This window comes from Nocardia neocaledoniensis (assembly GCF_003182135.1).
In the GTDB taxonomy this organism is placed as follows: Bacteria; Actinomycetota; Actinomycetes; order Mycobacteriales; family Mycobacteriaceae; genus Nocardia; species Nocardia neocaledoniensis.
This window is the reverse complement of the sequence record NZ_QGTL01000001.1, coordinates 121,367-138,075: the sequence shown is the minus strand read 5'-3', so window position 1 is coordinate 138,075 and position 16,709 is coordinate 121,367. Positions and strand designations below refer to the sequence as shown.

The following is a 16,709-nucleotide window of genomic DNA, read 5'->3' as shown; positions in this document are numbered from 1 at the left end:
CTTGTTCGGCCCGGATGTCACGCCAACACTAAACTGCATGTCTGACAACAAAAATGGAGCGCTCACCGTCCTCGGGCTCGGAGACATGGGCGCTGCCCTCACCCGTTCCTGGCTTGCGGCGGGATACTCGGTCACGGTGTGGAACCGCAGTTCCAGGCAGGCTCCGGACGGGGCGGTGGTCGCCGCGACCGCTGCCGACGCCGTCACCGCGAACACGCTCGTGGTGGTGTGCCTGCTCGACGACGCGTCGGTGCGCGCGACCCTCGACGGTGTCGATCTGACCGGCCGCGACATCGTCAACCTGACCACGAGCACACCGGCCGAGGCGCGTGCCCTCGCCGAGTGGATCACCGCCCGCGGCGGGAGTTTCCTGGACGGCGGGATCATGGCTGTTCCCTCCATGATCGGCTCCGCCGACTCGGGTGCGTACGTCTTCTACAGCGGTTCGGCGCGACTGCACGAAACCCATGCCGAGGCCTTGATGGTGCCGGCCGGTGTCACCTACGTCGGGACGGACCCTGGATTCGCGGCCCTGTACGACATCGCCCTGCTGAGTGCGATGTGGGGCATGTTCGCGGGCGCCGCGCACGCGTTCGCTCTCATCGGCGGCGAGGACATCTCACCCGTCGAGTTCGCGCCCCTCATGGTGGCCTACCAGCAGGCGATGGCGGGATACGCCTACGGCACCGCCGCACAGCTCGCCAGCGGGGACTACACGCAGGGCGTGGAGTCGAACCTGGCGATGATGGCCACGACGAACGACACTCTGCGACGCACCGCCCTGGAACAAGGCGTCAGCCCGGCACTTCTCGTGCCCTTCATGACACTGATGGAACGCCGCGTCGCCGAGGGCGGCGGGGACGAGTCGACCACCGGCGTCGTCGACCTCCTACGCCGCTGATCCAGGTCGTCGCGCGTGCTCACCCGGCATTCTCCCGCACCGGTCGGCGCGCTCGAACCGCGCGATCGGTTCCGTCGCCGGGGGGGCACCGCGGGGGTTGACTGTGCCCCGAGGGCATGGTTTCCACTGGTGGCGGCGCACGGGAAAGGGAAGCGATGGCTTGGAGTACGCGACAGCTCGCGGAGCTGGCGGGCACGACGCTCAAGGCGGTGCGGCACTATCACGACATCGGCCTGCTCGACGAGCCCGAGCGCGCCGCGAACGGGTACAAGCGGTACCGGACCGAACATCTGGTGCGGCTGGTGCAGATCAAGCGGCTCAGCGATCTCGGCGTGCCCCTGGCGCAGATCGCGGCGATCGGCCGCGCGGACGAGGATCCCGACGCGGCGATCCGGGTGCTCGACGCCGAACTGGCGGCGACCATCGAGCGGCTGCAGCGGATCCGCGCGGAACTGGCCGTCCTGCTGCGGCATCGCGCGCCGGTCGACGTGCCTGCCGGATTCGGTCACCTCGCGCAGGAGCTGTCCGCCTCGGATCGTTCGCTGATCACCGTCTACTCGCGGCTGTTCACCGCGGAGGCGATGACGCAACTGTCGGAGATGGTGGCGCGGCGCCATCCCACCGACGACGAATTCGACGAGCTGCCCGCCGACGCGAGCGACCGCACCGCCGACGACCTGGCCGAGCGGATGGTCCCGGTGATCCGGGACCTCCAGCGCAGGCACCCCTGGGCCGCCGACCCCGCGGCCTACACCGAACCCGGCGTCGAGATCACCGCGGACACGGTCGGCCAGGTACTGCGCGACCTCTACAACCCGGCGCAACTGCGGGTGCTGCGCCGCATCGAAGCGATCCTGTCCGACGACGGCCGCCGACCCGAAGGAGCCACCCATGACGACGAGTGACACCGAGCCCGAGCTGATCGGCATCGAGGAGTTCTTCGCCGACCCGGAATTCTCCGGCGCCACGATCTCGCCGGACGGCACCCGCCTCGCCTACCGCGCACCCGCGCACGGCAGGCTCAACCTCTGGGTCCGCGGCATCGACGAGGACCACGCGGACGCCGTCTGCGTGACCAACGACGCGCGCCGCGGCATCACCGCCTTCCACTGGACCGACGATCCGCGCTGGCTGCTGTACCTGCAGGACACCGACGGCAACGAGGACTGGCACCTGTTCCGGGTCGACCTCGACGCCCCGGGCGAACCCGCCGTCGACCTGACCCCGATGGCGCCCGGTTCCCGCGTGTTCGGGATCGAACGGTCGACCGAGGTGCCGGGCACCGTGCTGGCGTGGATGAACCGGCGGCCGACGTTCCTAGACACCTTCCGCATCGAGGTCGCCACCGGGGTGACCACCCCGCACCTGGAACAGACCGAACCCGGCACCACGGTCCTGCTGGACCGTGGGGAGCGCCCGGCGTTCGTGTCCCGGCAGGCCGATGACGGCGTCATCGAGTTCCACACGATCGACCCCGAGACCGGGGACGAGCGCCCGCTGCAGCGCATCGGCGGCGCGGAACATCCGGTGGGTGTGCAGCCCCAGCTGGTGACGCCGGACGGCAAAGGCCTGCTCGTCGGCGTCTATCAGGACTCCGACGATCTGGCACTGGTCCGCATCGATCGCGAGACCGGCGAGCGCGAGGTCGTGGCGGCCGTGCCGGGGCACAGCCTGGACATCATGGGCACGATGGCGCCGGATGTGCTGCCGCCCACCGTCTTCCGCAGCAGGCGCACCGGGGAGGTGCTCGCGGCGCGGTTCGTCGGGGATCGGCCCCGGATCGAGGTGATCGACCCGTCCTTCGGCGAGGTCTACGAGCGTCTCGCCGGACTGTCCGACGGCGTGCTCGGCACCCTGTCCTCCGACGAGAGCGAGCGGCGCTGGGTCGCGACCTTCGTCCACGACCGAGACCCGGCGGTGGCCTGGTTCTACGACCACGAGACCGGCGAGAGCAGGCAACTGTTCCGCGCGTATCCGCGCCTCGACCCGGCGACGGCGGCGCCGATGAACCCGGTCGCGTTCGCGGCGCGCGACGGCCTCCCGCTGCACGGCTTCCTCACCCTGCCGGTAGGCGTCGAACCCAGGGACCTGCCGCTGGTGCTGCTGGTGCACGGCGGGCCGTGGGCGAACGACTCCTGGGGACACGACGCCCCGGCGCAGTTCCTCGCCAACCGCGGCTACGCGGTGCTGCAGGTCAACTTCCGCGGCTCGATCGGCTACGGCAAACGCCACCTCACCGCCGCGATCGGCGAATTCGCCGGCGCCATGCACGACGACCTCATCGACGCGGCCGACTGGGCGGTGGCCCAGGGCTACGCCGACCCGGCGCGGATCGGCATCATGGGCGGGTCCTACGGCGGCTACGCCGCCCTGGTCGGCATCACCGTGACGCCCGACTACTTCGCCGCCGCGGTCGACTACGTCGGCATCTCCGATCTGGCGAACTTCCTGCGGACCCTGCCGCCGTTCGTTCGGCCCTACAACGTCAACAGCTGGTACCGGTACGTCGGCGACCCCGAGGACCCGGCCCAGGAGGCCGACATGCGCGCCCGCTCGCCGCTCACCATGGCCGACCGGATCCGCACCCCGCTGCTGGTCGCCCAGGGCGCCAACGATGTCCGGGTGGTGCAGGCCGAATCCGACAACATCGTCGCCTCGCTGCGCGACCGCGGTGTCCCGGTGGAATACCTCGTGGCCGAGGATGAGGGGCACGGTTTCGCCAACCCGGAGAACCAGATCCGGTTCTACCGGGCGGTCGAACGCCATTTCGCCCGCCACCTCGGCGGCCGCGGCGAGATCGGGTGAGCGAGGCGATTCGTCAGCGCACGCGAGGTGGTATCGCTGATAGGTTGCGTGCCATGTCAGCTCCCGGTGCCCCTGAACCCGCCGACACCCCCGCCCCGCCGCGCCGTACCGCCCAGCGCATGCTCGGCGGCGTCGCCCTGATCCTGGTGGCGGCGGGTCTGCTGTACACCGGCATCGACGCGCTCGTGGATCCGGGCGCCGTGGTCGCCGGGTCCTCACGCTCGGCGCGCAGCCCCGACACCGACGAGGAGGCGAAGATCGGTGGTTTGCTGATGTGCTTGTTCGGGCTCACGGTGCTCGGCTTCGGCATCGGCCTGTTCACCAGCAAGACCTCGGTGTCCTCGGCCCTCGGTGTCCCGGCCGATCGCAGCGGATCCGGCCCCCAGAACTAGAACGCGTTCTATAGTCGGTCGCATGGACCTCATCGCGATCGAGGAGATCAAGCGCCTCAAGTATCGCTACTTCCGCACGCTGGATCTCAAGCGGTGGAGCGACTTCGGTGACTGCCTGGCCGCCGACATCAAGGCCAGGTACGGCACCCACGCGATGGGCGACCCGCTGCACTACGACTCGCGCGAGGCCGTCGTGAAGTTCATGTCGGAGAACCTGGGCCCGCAGATCGTCACCGCCCACATCGCCAACCACCCCGAGATCGACGTGGACGGGACCGTCGCCCGCGGCTCGTGGGCCTTCGAGGACACGGTGCTCGTGCCCGACTACAAGATGCGCATCGAGGGCGCCGGGTACTACTTCGACGAGTACCGCAAGGACCCGGACGGGCAGTGGCGGATCACCGCCACCGGCTACGAGCGGATCTACGAGTCCCGCACCTCCCTGGGCGACACCCCGAGCTTCACCCTGCTGGCGAACCGCTGGGACGAGAGCCTGCCGCACTGACCGCGCCGAGTTGTCCTGGCGGCCTGCGCATTCCGTTCAGGCTCCGCGCAGGGGGACCGCCGACGGAGCGGCCGCGACCGTTCCGGTCCGTGGATCGGGGTAGTAGGCGGGGGTGGTGGTCCGGGCGATGAAGTCGTCGGTCCAGCCCACCGCCAGGGTGCTCAGGGCGGCGACGTCGCGCGGATCCGGCCGCCCGCACAGTGCCGTGCCGAGCAGGTCCGAGCTCGCGCCCTCGGCATCGGTGTGCGCACCGTGCGGCAGGCGGACGCCGACGAAGGGGCCGTGTAGATGTGCCTGGACCGCACCGGTTCCGGCGCCGAAGTTGTTGCACAGCGAGGGCGCCGCCGCGACGGTGCGGACCGGGAGTCCGGAGCCGTCGAGACCGGTGAGCGCGCGATCGATGTTGGCGCCGAGAAACGACGGCACCGGGTCGAGCAGGACGACACCGCGCAACCGGGCCCAGGTGCTTGGGTCGGTGCGGCGCAGGTGATCGGCGACATAGGCCACGGCCTCGGCGCCCGCGGAGTGGCCGACGAAAACCAGATCCCCTGGCAGATCGGATGTTTCCCGGCCGCCATGCCGCGCCGCGGCAGCGAGCCCGGACGCGAGGGTCTGGGCGGGGTCGGCGAACAACTCGGCGACGTGTCCGAGGAACCCGGTGTTGTCGCCGAGATTCTGGAGCGTGCACCCGCGGACCTCGAGGAACGGGAGCGAGGGCGCGAACACGAGGTAGCCGCGCTCGGCGAAATCGGTCGCGAGCTCGGCCAGGTGCCCACCACCGCGCGCGAACCCGTGCTGGAGCCAGACCAGGCCGCGGGGGACACCGGCGGGCAGATACCAGTCGGCGTCCTGGTGGACGACGTCGGCGGCACACGGGATATCAATGGTCCCGGAGACGCGGTCGGCATGCGCCGGCGAAACGACCGCGAGCAGTGCCACCGCCGCGAGCGCCGCAGACAGTGCGGACCGGCCGGCAACGAACGCTCCGCGACGGCTCCGAAACAACACGATCTTCGGCATGGCCGCACTCCCCGAGGTCTCTCGCTGTCGAGAATAACGCCGGGGAAAGCTCCGTCACGGCGGATTCGGCTCGCGGTGAGCCGAATGGTGGTCGGGGTGCGGCGCGGGTGGTTTCGTGTGAGCAGTTCTGGTTCGAGCGAAAGGCCACCGCATGTCCGTCGAAGACGCAGCTGTTTCCGCGAGCGGTGTGCGGGTGGTCAAGCTCGGGGCACACCTCGGGGCCAGGATCGAGGGCGTGCGGCTCGGCGCCGACCTGGACGCACGAACCGTCGCCGACATCCGGGCCGCGTTGCACGAGCACAAGGTGATCTTCTTCCGCGACCAGCACCATCTCACCGAGGACGGGCAGTACGAGTTCGCCGAACTGCTCGGCACGCCGACCACACCGCATCCCACCGTCACCTCGGCGGGCGCGAAGAGCCTGGCGATCGACTCGCAGCAGACCAGGTCCAATGTCTGGCACACCGACGTCACGTTCGTCGACCGCGTGCCCAGCGCCTCGATCCTGCGCGCCGTCGCGCTGCCCGCCTACGGTGGCTCGACCACCTGGGCCTCGACGGTCGCCGCGTACCGATCGCTGCCCGCTCCGCTGCGCCTGCTGGCCGAGAACCTGCGCGCACGGCACACCAACCGCTACGACTACGCCGCCGACATCGAGGACCGTCCCGACGACAAGGACCGCACCTACCGCCGCGAATTCGAGTCGACCTACTTCGAGACCGAGCACCCCGTGGTCGAGGTCCATCCCGAGACCGGCGAACGCGCCCTGCTGCTCGGCTGCTTCGTGCAGGAGATCGTCGGCCTGTCCAGCGCCGAATCCCGCGCGCTGTTCCGGCTCTTCCAGGACCGGGTGACCCGCCTCGAGCACACCACCCGGTGGGACTGGTCGCTCGGCGACGTCGCCATCTGGGACAACCGCGCCACCCAGCACTACGCCGTCGACGACTACGACGGCGAGCACCGCAGGCTCACCCGCATCACGCTGGCCGGCGCGATCCCCGTCGGGGTCGACGGCACCCCGAGCACCGTGATCGCCGGCGACGCCGCGGCCTACGCGAGCGCCCCGCTGGGACGCGCGGCCTAGCAATTGACGCGCACCGCAACGCCTTCTGAGCTTCGGGTCCCCGGACCGACGCCCGTCATGGACTACCCTTCGACGACACGTTTGCCCGGTGCTCGCGCGCGTACAGGTCCCGACCGGCCCGACCCGACGAGGGGATTTCCGTGAACCTGTGGAGTTATGTCCAGGGGCGGGGGGAGGTGCTCGCCTTCCTGACCTACCAGCACGCGTCCCTGGCCTTCCAGACCGTGCTGGTCGGTACCCTCGTCGCGCTGCTCATCGCGGTCGCGGTCTACCGGCTGCCGCTGGCCGCCTCGCTCACCCTCACCTCGAGCCGGGTGGCGCTGACCATTCCCTCCCTGGCGCTGCTGGCCCTGCTGCTCGTGCCGTTCGGGCTCGGGGTGGTGCCCTCGTTCCTCATGCTGACCTTCTTCGCGGCGCTGCCGGTGATCGGCAACGCCATCGTCGGCCTGCGCGCGGTGCCCGCCACGGTGGTCGAATCCGCGCGCGGCATCGGGTTGCCGCGCTGGCGGATCCTGCTGACGGTCGAGTTCCCGATCGCCTGGCCGGTGATCCTCACGGGTATCCGGGTCTCCACGCAGATGATCGTCGGCGTCGCGGCCATCGTCGCCTATGTGCTCGGGCCGGGGCTCGGCTCGCTCATCTTCAACGGTCTGTCCCGGCTCGGCGGCGCCAACGCCCTCGAGATGGCGCTGACCGGCACCCTGCTCATCGTCGCGATCGCGCTGGTCTTCGACGCCCTCCTCGTCCTGCTCGGACGTCTCACCATCGCCGAAGGACTGTCATGACCGAGGTGACCAGCCAGCCCACCCCCGCGACGCCCCAGCGCAACGTCACCGGGGCGTCCATCACGCTCGACGGTGTGGTCAAGCGGTACAAGGGCCAGCACAAGCCCGCCGTGGAACGCCTGGATCTCGACATCGAGGCCGGTGACATCGTCGCGTTCGTCGGCCCGTCGGGCTGCGGCAAGACCACCACGCTCAAGATGATCAACCGGCTGATCGAGCCGACCGAAGGCCGGATCCTCATCGGCGGTCGCGACGTCACCCGGGAAGATCCCGACAAACTGCGCCAGTCGATCGGGTACGTCATCCAGTCCGGCGGGCTGTTCCCGCACTGGTCGGTCGCCAAGAACATCGGCGCGATCCCGCGGGTGCTCGGCTGGGACAGCGCGCGCATCGCCGAGCGCACCGAATATCTGCTCGACCTGGTCGGCCTCGACCCCGCCACCTTCGCCGACCGGCTGCCCAAGGACATGTCCGGCGGCCAGCAGCAGCGCGTCGGCGTGGCCCGAGCGCTCGCCGCCGATCCGCCGGTGCTGCTGATGGACGAACCATTCGGCGCCGTCGACCCGATCACCCGGGTTCGGTTGCAGGACAGCCTGATCGCGATCCAGCAGGAACTCGGCAAGACCATCGTGATCGTCACCCACGACTTCGAGGAGGCCACCAAGCTCGGCGACAAGGTGCTCATCCTGTCCGAGGGCGGGCACGTCGAGCAGTACGCGCGACCGGAGGAGATCCTCACCGACCCGGCGACGCCGTTCGTCGAGGAGTTCGTCGGCTCGGGCGCCAAGCTCGCGTATCTCACCGTGTCCCGCGTGCGTGACGTGGAGGTCGACCCGGTCACCACCGCCCGGATCGGCGAACCGGCGCAGACGGTGATCCAGCGGGCGAAGGCGGCGGGCAACACCTGGGTCGTGGTCGTCGACGCGGCGGGACGTCCGCGCTCGTGGCCGTCGCTGACGGAGGTGGCGAGCAAGCCGGAGGTGTCGGACTACCTCGACCGCAGGCTGCCGGTGGTCGCGCAGTCCTCCACGCTCAACGACGCGCTCGACGCGATGCTGGCCGCCAGCCAGGGCGCCACCCTCGTCACCGACGGCCGCGGCGCGGTCGTCGGCTCGCTCAGCATCGGGTCGGTGACCGAGGTGATCCAGACCAAGCTGGCCGAGGGCCACGCCGCCGAGACCGAGCTCTCCTACGAGACCTACGTCGACGGGTCCGACCCAACGCCGACGCCGATCGTCGCCGCCGACGACCTCCCCGGAACGGCCGAACCGTCGTGAACCGATGGCGCCGCGTCCCGGTCGACGTGTGGTTCGAACCGATCGTCATCCTGGTGATCGGCATCGGCTACCTGCTCTGGTACCGCTCGACGTCGTTCACCCCGACCGAACAGGCCGCGCTCGGCTGGACGACGCTGCGCACCACCATCGGGGAGCACATCCGGCTCACGGTCGTCGCCACGGTGATCGTCGTGGTGGTCGCCATTCCACTGGGCATCGCGCTCACCAGACCCGCGCTGAAGCGGCTCGAACCACTCGCGGTGAACATCGCCAATATCGGTCAGGCCGCGCCCGCGGTCGGCCTGCTCGTGCTGTTCACCTTCTGGCTCGGCACCGGATTCCGCACGGCGATCGTCGGTTTGGTCGTCTACGCGATCCTGCCCATCCTGCAGAACACGATCATCGGGCTGCGGCAGGTGGACCAGCGCACCATCGAGGCCGCCCGCGGCATCGGCTTCTCGGCCGTGCGCACGCTGGTCCAGGTGGAACTCCCACTCGCGGTGCCGGTGATCCTGAACGGGGTGCGCACCGCGCTGGTCATCCTCGTCGGCACCGCGACCCTGAGCACGTTCATCGGCGCGACCAGCCTGGGCACGCTGATCACGACGGGGGTCACGCTGTTCCTGCCCAAGCTGCTCATCTCCGGCGCCGTCCTGGTCGGCCTGCTGGCGCTGACCATCGACTGGCTCGGCCGGCTCGTCGAACTGGCCGCGACCCCGCGAGGTATCTCATGAGACGGCTGGTGCTCGCGCTCGGCGCGACGATGGTCCTGCTCACCGGCTGCGGACTGGTGAGTTCCTCGGGGACCTTCCACGACGCGAGCCTGCCCGGCGGTGAACGGCCGCTCGACGGCGCGAAGCTCGTCGTCACCTCGAAGAGCTTCACCGAGGGCGTGCTGCTCGGCAAAATCACCGCGACCTACCTCGCGGCCGCGGGCGCCGCGGTCACCGACCTGACCGGCGCGCCCGGCTCGGCCTCCTCGCGGCAGGCCCAGCTCAACGGCGACGCCGACGTACTGTGGGAGTACACCGGCACCGGCTGGGTGAACTACCACAACCAGACCGAGACGATCGCCGATCCCGACGAACTGTGGCGGCGGGTGCACGACATCGAGCGCCGCGATCACGACCTGGAGTGGCTGGCCCCGGCCAACTTCAACGACACCTACGCCTTCGCCGCGTCGACACCGACCGCAGAGCGGCTCGGGGCGCGATCGCTGTCGGCGGTGGCGGCCCTGCCGGTGCCCGACCGCACCTTCTGTGTCGACGACGAATTCTTCAGCCGCTCCGACGGTTTCCTGCCGATGCTGCAGAAGTACGGGATGCCGTACAACGATCCGAACGGCGTGCCCGCGGGCAACGTCACCCGGATGGACGCGGGCGTGGTGTACACCGCCACCGCACGAAGCGCGCCCTGCAACTTCGGCATGGTGTACACCACCGACGGCCGGGTCAAGAACCTGAACCTGGCGGTGCTCGACGACGACAAGAAGTACTTCCTGCCCTACAGCGGCACCGCGGTCGTGCGCGGCGCGGTACTCGAGCAGCACCCTGAGCTCAGGGAGCTGCTCGGCACCATCTCCGAACGCCTCTCCGACGACCTGATGCAGGAACTCAACGGCCGGGTCGACATCGACGGGGAGGACCCCGCCGATGTCGCCTACGACTGGTTGCGCGGTGAGGGCCTGATCGAATAGTCCGGCACGGCAGCGGGATTCGCCGAGCCGGGGTCAGTTCGTGCCGAATTCCTTGCGGTAGTGCTCGGACAGCGCGGGGTAGTAGTCGTCGAAGTTCACCGCGGCGGGGTCGCGGTCCGTCTCGGCGGCGACCAGGCGATCGAGGTAGTAGTCCCAGCCCGGACCGACGCCCTCGGCCTGGGCGGGGTCGGGCACGTTCTGGGCGAAGACCAGGGTGGTGACGCCGGCCTCCTCGGTGAGATCCAGGCGCAGCTGCCAGTGTTCGGGATCGTCGCCGTCGTGCGGCGACGACGTGGTGATCCGCAGGCGGTGCGGTGCCTCGCACTCGTCGATGCGGAACCCCTCGGCGGGCGTCTCGCCTTCGAACAACATCTGGAACCTCACCTGGCCGCTCGCCGGGTCGCCGGTCCAGGTGCCGAGCCAGCGCGCGAGACGCTCTGGCTCGGTCACCGCGGCCCATACGTCCTCGATCGGCGCGCGGAAGGTGCGCGTCCATTCGCAGTAGGTGCCGTCGGTGTGCTCGCGGCGGTGGCCGGTCGCGGTGGGAGTGGTCATGCTGTCTGCTCCTTGTCGGTCTCGACGCCGGTGCTGCGGCGTTCCCTGGTGGTCCGGCGAACCTCGAGGTCGAGGCCGTCGAGCGCGTGCTCCGGAATCGGGGGCGCGGCGGGCCGCAACCGGTCCAGATAGCGGTGGAGTGGTTCGAGGCCCGTGGCGGCGAGGCGATAGTGCCGTTCGCGCCCGTGCGCTTCGGCGCTGACCAGGCCCGCCTCGGTGAGCAGCCGCAGATGCTTGCTGATCGCGGGTCGGCTGATCGGATACTCCGCGGCGAGGTCGACGACCCGGGCCGGGGCACCGGCGAGTCGTTCGAGCAGGTCGCGCCGCACCGGGTCGGCCAAGGCTTCGAACACGTCCACACCTAATTGGTAACCTATCGATTACCAATCGTCAAGGGGCGCTCGTCGAGAAGGAGAAGGGTGTCAGCGCAGTTGTGGTGCCACCTCCGCGGCGACGAGCTCGAGGTGGTCGAGGTCCGACAGGTCGAGGACCTGCAGGTACAGCCGGGTGATGCCGGTCAGCTCGCGGTAGCGGCCGATCTTGTCGACCACCTCGGCCGGTGTGCCCGCGAGGCCGTTGACGCGCAGCTCGTCGACCTCGCGACCGATCGCGGCGGCCCGGCGGGCCACCTCGGCCTCGTCCCGGCCGACGCAGACGACCTGCGCCGCCGACCGGATGATCTCGTCCGGGTTCCGGCCGATCGCGCGGGCGGCGGCCGCCACGCGCTCGAACTGCGCGACGGCCGTGTCGGGGTCGGCGAAGGGCAGGTTGAACTCCTGGGCGAAGCGGGCCGCCAGCTCGGGCGTGCGCTTCTTGCCGGTCCCACCGATGATCACCGGCGGACGCGGCCGCTGGACGGGCTTGGGCAGCGCGGGGGAGCGCGTCAGCTCGTAGTGCTTGCCGACGAAGTCGAAGGTCGCACCGACCGGGGTCTCCCAGAGTCCGGTGATGATCTCGAGCTGCTCGGCGCAGCGGTCGAACCGCTCGCGCACCTCCGGCAGCGCGATCCCGTACGCCGTGTGCTCGTCGGCGAACCAGCCCGCGCCGAAACCGAAATCCACCCGGCCACCGGACATCTGGTCGACCTGGGCGACGGAGATGGCCAGCACCGCGGGATGCCGGAAGGTCGCGGCGGTCACCAGGGTGCCCAGCCGGATCCGGGACGTCTCGCGCGCCAGGCCGGCGAGGGTGATCCACGCGTCGGTGGGTCCGGGCAGACCGGACACCCCACCCATGTGCAGGTAGTGGTCGGAGCGGAAGAACGCGTCGTAGCCCGCGTCCTCGGTGGCCCGCGCGACGCGGAGCAGATCGTCGTAGGTCGCGCCTTGCTGGGGTTCGGTGAAGATCCGTAGGTCCACGCGCTCCAACGTACCGTGCCCGGGTACTTAGGTTAGGTTAACTTCGTGATAGCTTGCCGGTGATTCCTCGGAGCGGATGCGGTCGTCGGTCGACGCGCGGGCGCCCGAGGCGAGAACCATCGGCGGCGAGTAGGAACCGGACGAGCATGAAGATTTCTGTGGGCCGGATCGGGCTCGTGTCCGCCACTGCGGTGCTGGCGAGCGTGCTCGTCGCCTGTGGGAGTTCGGAATCGGTGCAGGACACCGGGACCGCCGCCGCGGGGGAGGGCAGCACGAGCTATCCGCTGACCCTCGACAACTGCGGGCAGCGCGTCACGATCGACGCACCGCCCCAGCGCGTGGTGTCGCTGGACCAGGGCTCGACCGAGATCCTGCTCTCGCTCGGTCTCGGTGACCGGGTGGTCGGCACGGCGTCGTGGACCGATCCCGTGCGCGAGAACTTGGCCGAGGCGAACGCGTCGGTCCCGCGGCTCGCCGACAACGCGCCGACCTACGAGGTCGTGCTCGGCGCGGACCCGGATTTCGTCACCGCCTCCTTCGGCAGGCATTTCAAGCAGGGCGGCGTCGCCGAGCGCGGCCGCTTCGCCGAGACGGGCATCGCGTCCTATCTCTCGCCCACCGACTGTGACAAGGGCGTCAGCGTCAACGGCGGCGGCAAGCGCACCACCCCGGTGACGATGGAGGCGGTGTATCAGGAGATCCGCGAACTCGCCTCGGTGTTCGACGTGAACGCGCGCGGCGCGCAACTCATCGACGAGCTGCGCCGTCGCGAGGCCGCCGCGCTCGCCGGGATCCAGAAGGCGCCGGTGTCGATGGCGTTCTGGTTCGCCGACACCAAGAGCCCGTACGTGGCGGGCGGACTCGGCTCGGCCAACATGCTCGCCACCTCGGTCGGCGCCACCAACGTGTTCGCCGAGCTCACCGACGACTGGCCCGCGGTCGGCTGGGAGACCCTGGTCGACCGTAATCCCGATGTCCTGGTCCTCGGCGACCTGCTGCGCAACCGCTTCCCCGGCGACCGGCTGGCCGACAAGACCGCCTTCCTCGAATCCGATCCGGTGACACGGGATCTCGAGGCCGTGCGCGCCAAGCGCTACCTCGCCCTGCACGGCGCGGAGATGAATCCGTCGATCCGCGCGGTGGACGGTCTCGAGAAGATCGCCGCGGGCCTGCGCGATCTGAAGGTGCCCAACTGACCGCGCTGCGCGACCGCGCCGACGCCGCGGTCCCCGCGACGGCCGCGGGCCGATCGTGGGTCGTCGGAGCGCTGGTCGTGGTGGGCGGGCTCGTCGCGCTGGTGCTGTCGATCCTGGTCGCCGTCACGCTGGGCCCCGCCGACATCTCGCTGGTCAATGTCCGCGACGTCCTGCTCAACCACCTCGGCCTGGCCGATATCCCGGTGCGCGTGTCGAAGAACGCGATCGTGTGGGAGGAGCGGCTGCCCAGGGCGTTGGTCGCCGCCGCGTGTGGCGCCGGGCTCGGGATCTGCGGTGTCATCATGCAGTCGCTGCTGCGCAACCCGCTCGCTGACCCGTTCGTCCTCGGCATCTCTTCCGGCGCCTCGACCGGAGCCGTGATCGTGGGCGTCCTCGGGGTCGGCGGCGCGGTGCTCGGGCTCTCCGGCGGGGCGTTCATCGGTTCACTGGTGGCGTTCGCGCTCGTGTTGTTCCTGGCGCGCGTCTCCGGCGGGAGCAACGACCGGGTCATTCTGGCCGGTGTCGCCAGCACCCAGCTGTTCTCGGCGCTCACCTCGTTCGTCATCTTCGCCTTCGCCGACTCCGACGAGACCCGTGGCGTGATGTTCTGGCTGCTCGGCTCGCTGGAGGGCGTCCGCTGGGACGATGTCACGCTGTGCGCGGCGGTCGTGCTGCTCGGGACGGCGCTGTGCTGGTACTGCGCGCACATCCTGGACGCCTTCGCCTTCGGCGACGATGTCGCCGCCTCCCTCGGCATCTCCGTCGGCCGGGTCAGGATGCTGCTGCTGGTCGTCACCGCGATCATCACCGCGGCCCTGGTCAGCGTGGCGGGCGCGATCGGATTTGTCGGCCTGGTGCTTCCACACGCGGCCCGGATGCTGGTGGGGCCGCGGCACAGCCGGTTGATTCCCGCGACGGCCGTGCTCGGCGCGGTGTTCATGGTGTGGGTCGACGCCGTCTCGCGCGTCGCCTTCGCGCCGACCCCGCTGCCGGTGGGGGTCGGCACCGCACTGGTCGGTGTCCCCGCGTTCATCGCGATCCTGTTCCGCCGCGGGAGTGTCCGATGAGCCTGCACGCGAACTCGGTCACCTGGAATCGCGGTGGCGCGCTGGTCGTCGACGGGGTGAGCCTGACCCCGGCGCCGGGCGACACCGTGGGCCTGCTCGGGCCGAACGGCTCGGGCAAGTCCTCGCTGTTGCGCCTGCTCAACGGTGTGGTGCGCCCGACCTCGGGCGTGGTGACCCTCGACGGCGAGGATCTCGCGAAGACCCGGCGCAAGGAGATCGCGCGGGCGGTCGCCGTCGTCAGCCAGCACGCCGACACCGATGTCGACATCGCCGTCCGCGATGTCGTGCGCCTCGGCCGCATCCCGCACCGCGGCACCTTCGGCGGCGATCAGGCCGCCGACGACGCCGCGGTGACCGCGGCGCTCGAACACACCGGCCTGACCTCGAAGGCGGACCAGCTCTGGCACCGGCTCTCCGGCGGCGAGAAGCAGCGCGTGCAGATCGCGCGCGCCCTGGCCCAGCAACCGCGCGAGCTCCTGCTCGACGAGCCGACCAACCACCTCGACATCCATCATCAGCTGGAGCTGCTGGCCCTGGTCACGCGCTTGCCGGTGACGAGCGTGATCGCCCTGCACGACCTGAACCTCGCCGCCATGTTCTGCGATACGGTCATCGTCCTGCAGGAGGGGCGGGTCGTGGCGGGCGGCAAGCCCATCGAAGTGCTCACGCCCGAACTGATCGCGCGGGTGTATCAGGTGCGGGCCGAGGTCCTCGTCGACGAGGCCGAGGACCGCCTGTCGATCCTGTTCGAGCCAGGGCCGGTATCGGTCCCCGCGCGCTGAGGCCGCCGCGTGCCGGGACCTGAAACCGCACCGCAGGCCCGGCGTCCGGGCCGGTGGTCGCTGCTGACCGGACTGGCGGCGGCGACACCGTCGGTGCGGCTGCTCGTGCTCACCCAGCTCGCGTTCAACGTCGGCTTCTTCCTGGTGCTGCCGTATCTGTCGGTGTATCTGACCGAGGATCTCGGCCTGCGGGCGGCGTTCGTCGGCGCGGTGCTCGGCCTGCGCACGTTTTCCCAGCAGGGGTTGTTCTTCGTCGGAGGTGCGCTGGCGGACCGATGGGGCGTCAAACCCGTGGTCCTCACCGGATGCGTGTGCCGGATTCTCGGTTTCGCCGGATTGGCGATGAGCACCTCGGTGCCGGGAATCGTGGTGGCCACGGTGCTGATCGGCGTCGCGGGCGCGCTGTTCTCACCGGCGGTGGAGAGCGCGCTGGCCACCGCCGCGGACGGGGCGGAGTCCTCGGGTCTGTCACGCACCGACGCCTTCGCGCTGTTCTCGGTGTGTGGTCAGATCGGCGCGTTCACCGGACCGCTGCTCGGTTCCGTGCTGCTGATGGTCGATTTCTCCGTGGCGTGCCTGGTGGGAGCCGGTGTCTTCGTCGCGATCCTGCTCGCCCACCTGCGCTGGCTGCCCGCGACGCCCGGGGCACACGCCGCCGAGAGCTGGCTCGACGGCTGGCGAGAAGTGATGGCCAACAAGGTTTTCCTCGTCTTCGCGATGGCGATGAGCACCCAGCTGGTGGCCTACAACCAGCTCTATCTGCTGCTGCCGTTGGAGGTCGAGCGCGCGTGGGGGTCGCAGGCGCCGCTGGGCTGGTATTTCGCGCTGTCGTCGCTGTTCGTCGTCGTCGCCCAGGTGCCGGTCACCCGGCGGGTGCGCACCGCCGCCGCCCTGCCCGCCGGGCTGACGGTGATGGCGGCCGGGTTCGTGGTGATGGCCGTGTTCGCCCCGGTGCGGCTCACCGGCGTGCTCGGCCTGCTTCCGGCGGCCGCGTTCGTCCTGCTGCTCGCGTTCGGGCAGATGATCGTCCTGCCGATCTCGCGCGACCTGGTGCCGCGCCTGGCGGGGGAGCGGCGCCTCGGCACGTACTTCGGGGTGCTCGCCTCGCTCGGCGGAGTCGCCGTGCTGATCGGCTCGGTCGCGCTCGGCGCGCTGATCGACCTGCTGCCGGACGGTGCCTGGGGGACGGCCGCGCCCTGGTGCGCCGTGGCCGCGGTCCTGCTCGCCGGGGCCAACACCCTGCGGCGCGGGTACGCCTAGCGCGAGCCCGCGCGGCAGGCTGCCGC

At 70.3% G+C, this 16,709-nt stretch carries 18 protein-coding genes; 14 read left to right on the top strand and 4 right to left on the bottom strand.

Features of this window, described 5'->3' with window-relative positions; all coding sequences use genetic code 11:
• The first annotated feature begins 37 nt into the window (after positions 1-37).
• From DFR69_RS00630 to DFR69_RS00610, 5 genes are all read left to right on the top strand, one after another.
• Positions 38-901 carry an NAD(P)-dependent oxidoreductase gene (locus tag DFR69_RS00630; protein WP_110035433.1) on the top strand — a complete coding sequence of 288 codons (864 nt, stop codon included), beginning with the start codon at positions 38-40 and terminating at the stop codon, positions 899-901.
• Positions 902-1,056: 155 nt separating this feature from the next.
• On the top strand, positions 1,057-1,806 hold the full coding sequence (locus tag DFR69_RS00625; RefSeq protein WP_110035432.1) for a helix-turn-helix domain-containing protein: 750 nt from the start codon (positions 1,057-1,059) through the stop codon (positions 1,804-1,806).
• Positions 1,793-3,706 (top strand): S9 family peptidase, encoded by a 1,914-nt coding sequence (locus DFR69_RS00620; RefSeq protein WP_186817406.1) that lies wholly within the window; start codon positions 1,793-1,795, stop codon positions 3,704-3,706. The genes DFR69_RS00625 and DFR69_RS00620 overlap by 14 nt, the downstream gene beginning before the upstream one ends.
• A gap of 53 nt (positions 3,707-3,759) precedes the next feature.
• A complete protein-coding gene (locus tag DFR69_RS00615) occupies positions 3,760-4,098 on the top strand; it encodes a hypothetical protein (protein WP_146229174.1) in 339 nt (112 codons plus the stop codon).
• 22 nt (positions 4,099-4,120) lie between these two features.
• Complete coding sequence (locus DFR69_RS00610) at positions 4,121-4,603, top strand: nuclear transport factor 2 family protein (RefSeq protein WP_110035430.1); 483 nt, start codon at positions 4,121-4,123, stop codon at positions 4,601-4,603.
• 36 nt (positions 4,604-4,639) lie between these two features.
• On the opposite strand, the gene DFR69_RS00605 is transcribed toward DFR69_RS00610, so the two are convergent.
• Positions 4,640-5,623 (bottom strand): alpha/beta hydrolase, encoded by a 984-nt coding sequence (locus DFR69_RS00605; protein ID WP_110035429.1) that lies wholly within the window; start codon positions 5,621-5,623, stop codon positions 4,640-4,642.
• Between the two features lie 151 nt (positions 5,624-5,774).
• On the opposite strand from DFR69_RS00605, the gene DFR69_RS00600 reads away from it, so the two are divergent.
• The 5 genes from DFR69_RS00600 to DFR69_RS00580 all read left to right on the top strand — a co-directional run bounded on the left by DFR69_RS00600 (position 5,775) and on the right by DFR69_RS00580 (position 10,465).
• Positions 5,775-6,707, top strand: coding sequence for a TauD/TfdA dioxygenase family protein (locus tag DFR69_RS00600; protein WP_110035428.1), 933 nt, complete (start codon positions 5,775-5,777; stop codon positions 6,705-6,707).
• Positions 6,708-6,847: 140 nt separating this feature from the next.
• On the top strand, positions 6,848-7,492 hold the full coding sequence (locus DFR69_RS00595; protein WP_110035427.1) for an ABC transporter permease: 645 nt from the start codon (positions 6,848-6,850) through the stop codon (positions 7,490-7,492).
• Entirely contained in the window at positions 7,489-8,769 is a 1,281-nt protein-coding gene (locus DFR69_RS00590; protein WP_110035426.1) for an ATP-binding cassette domain-containing protein, read from the top strand. Before DFR69_RS00595 ends, DFR69_RS00590 begins: the two co-directional genes overlap by 4 nt.
• Entirely contained in the window at positions 8,766-9,503 is a 738-nt protein-coding gene (locus tag DFR69_RS00585) for an ABC transporter permease (RefSeq protein ID WP_110035425.1), read from the top strand. The genes DFR69_RS00590 and DFR69_RS00585 overlap by 4 nt, the downstream gene beginning before the upstream one ends.
• Positions 9,500-10,465 carry a glycine betaine ABC transporter substrate-binding protein gene (locus tag DFR69_RS00580; protein WP_110035424.1) on the top strand — a complete coding sequence of 322 codons (966 nt, stop codon included), beginning with the start codon at positions 9,500-9,502 and terminating at the stop codon, positions 10,463-10,465. Before DFR69_RS00585 ends, DFR69_RS00580 begins: the two co-directional genes overlap by 4 nt.
• 33 nt (positions 10,466-10,498) lie before the next feature.
• Here DFR69_RS00580 and DFR69_RS00575 read toward each other — a convergent pair whose 3' ends face one another.
• From DFR69_RS00575 to DFR69_RS00565, 3 genes are all read right to left on the bottom strand, one after another.
• Entirely contained in the window at positions 10,499-11,020 is a 522-nt protein-coding gene (locus tag DFR69_RS00575; protein ID WP_110035423.1) for an SRPBCC family protein, read from the bottom strand.
• Positions 11,017-11,379, bottom strand: a complete 363-nt coding sequence (locus DFR69_RS00570; protein ID WP_110035422.1) for an ArsR/SmtB family transcription factor — start codon at positions 11,377-11,379, stop codon at positions 11,017-11,019. Before DFR69_RS00570 ends, DFR69_RS00575 begins: the two co-directional genes overlap by 4 nt.
• A 63-nt stretch (positions 11,380-11,442) precedes the next feature.
• Positions 11,443-12,378: an LLM class F420-dependent oxidoreductase gene (locus tag DFR69_RS00565; protein WP_110035421.1), complete on the bottom strand. Its 936-nt coding sequence runs from the start codon at positions 12,376-12,378 to the stop codon at positions 11,443-11,445.
• Positions 12,379-12,524: 146 nt separating this feature from the next.
• Between DFR69_RS00565 and DFR69_RS00560 the strand changes: the two genes are divergently transcribed.
• The 4 genes from DFR69_RS00560 (at position 12,525) to DFR69_RS00545 (ending at position 16,683) form a co-directional block, all read left to right on the top strand.
• Positions 12,525-13,574, top strand: a complete 1,050-nt coding sequence (locus DFR69_RS00560; RefSeq protein ID WP_110035420.1) for an ABC transporter substrate-binding protein — start codon at positions 12,525-12,527, stop codon at positions 13,572-13,574.
• A 77-nt stretch (positions 13,575-13,651) separates the two neighbouring features.
• Positions 13,652-14,641: a FecCD family ABC transporter permease gene (locus tag DFR69_RS00555; protein WP_373867057.1), complete on the top strand. Its 990-nt coding sequence runs from the start codon at positions 13,652-13,654 to the stop codon at positions 14,639-14,641.
• Positions 14,638-15,423, top strand: coding sequence for an ABC transporter ATP-binding protein (locus tag DFR69_RS00550; protein WP_110035419.1), 786 nt, complete (start codon positions 14,638-14,640; stop codon positions 15,421-15,423). The genes DFR69_RS00555 and DFR69_RS00550 overlap by 4 nt, the downstream gene beginning before the upstream one ends.
• A gap of 9 nt (positions 15,424-15,432) precedes the next feature.
• A complete protein-coding gene (locus DFR69_RS00545; protein WP_110035418.1) occupies positions 15,433-16,683 on the top strand; it encodes an MDR family MFS transporter in 1,251 nt (416 codons plus the stop codon).
• Positions 16,684-16,709 lie beyond the last annotated feature (26 nt).